The following is a 445-nucleotide window of genomic DNA, read 5'->3' as shown; positions in this document are numbered from 1 at the left end:
ACATTGCCTCCGATAAAGGTGGGGTGATTCAGGAGATTTTTATAGAAAGTTAGAGGGGCAGTTGCTACCTGTAAATAAAACTGTATTAATGATTTTGCCCTTTAAATGTGTTGATGATTTAGTTGCACAATTTATTAAATATATGGATATAAAAGAATGAGCCAATTTATTACGAAACTCTCAACAAGAGCATTGGCTAGCGAGGATTACAAGAAAGCAACTAACGAACTGTTCCGTTCTTATGTATTTAAAATGGTTGGGCAGGAAGCTAAATTAAACAAAAATCATGTGAAACAGTTGGTCAGTGTCGCTCAATATTTCTATAGGGTAAACGACAATAAATTTAGAAAGGAAGGCTCTTCACTGCTATCTATGCTTATTGATGTTTGTGGTGACATGTACCCGGAAATCATCGTAAGCGTCGTTTAAACCGCACCTTCACCTA

The 445-nt window shown here is 36.2% G+C and carries 1 protein-coding gene; it reads left to right on the top strand.

Features of this window, described 5'->3' with window-relative positions; all coding sequences use genetic code 11:
• The first annotated feature begins 156 nt into the window (after positions 1-156).
• Positions 157-429, top strand: coding sequence for a hypothetical protein (locus DS2_RS19450; RefSeq protein ID WP_035016753.1), 273 nt, complete (start codon positions 157-159; stop codon positions 427-429).
• Positions 430-445: the final 16 nt, after the last annotated feature.

The sequence above is a fragment of the Catenovulum agarivorans DS-2 genome (assembly GCF_000568405.1).
GTDB classification, from domain to species: domain Bacteria; phylum Pseudomonadota; class Gammaproteobacteria; order Enterobacterales; family Alteromonadaceae; genus Catenovulum; species Catenovulum agarivorans_A.
This window is presented reverse-complemented; position numbering and strand designations above follow the sequence as displayed.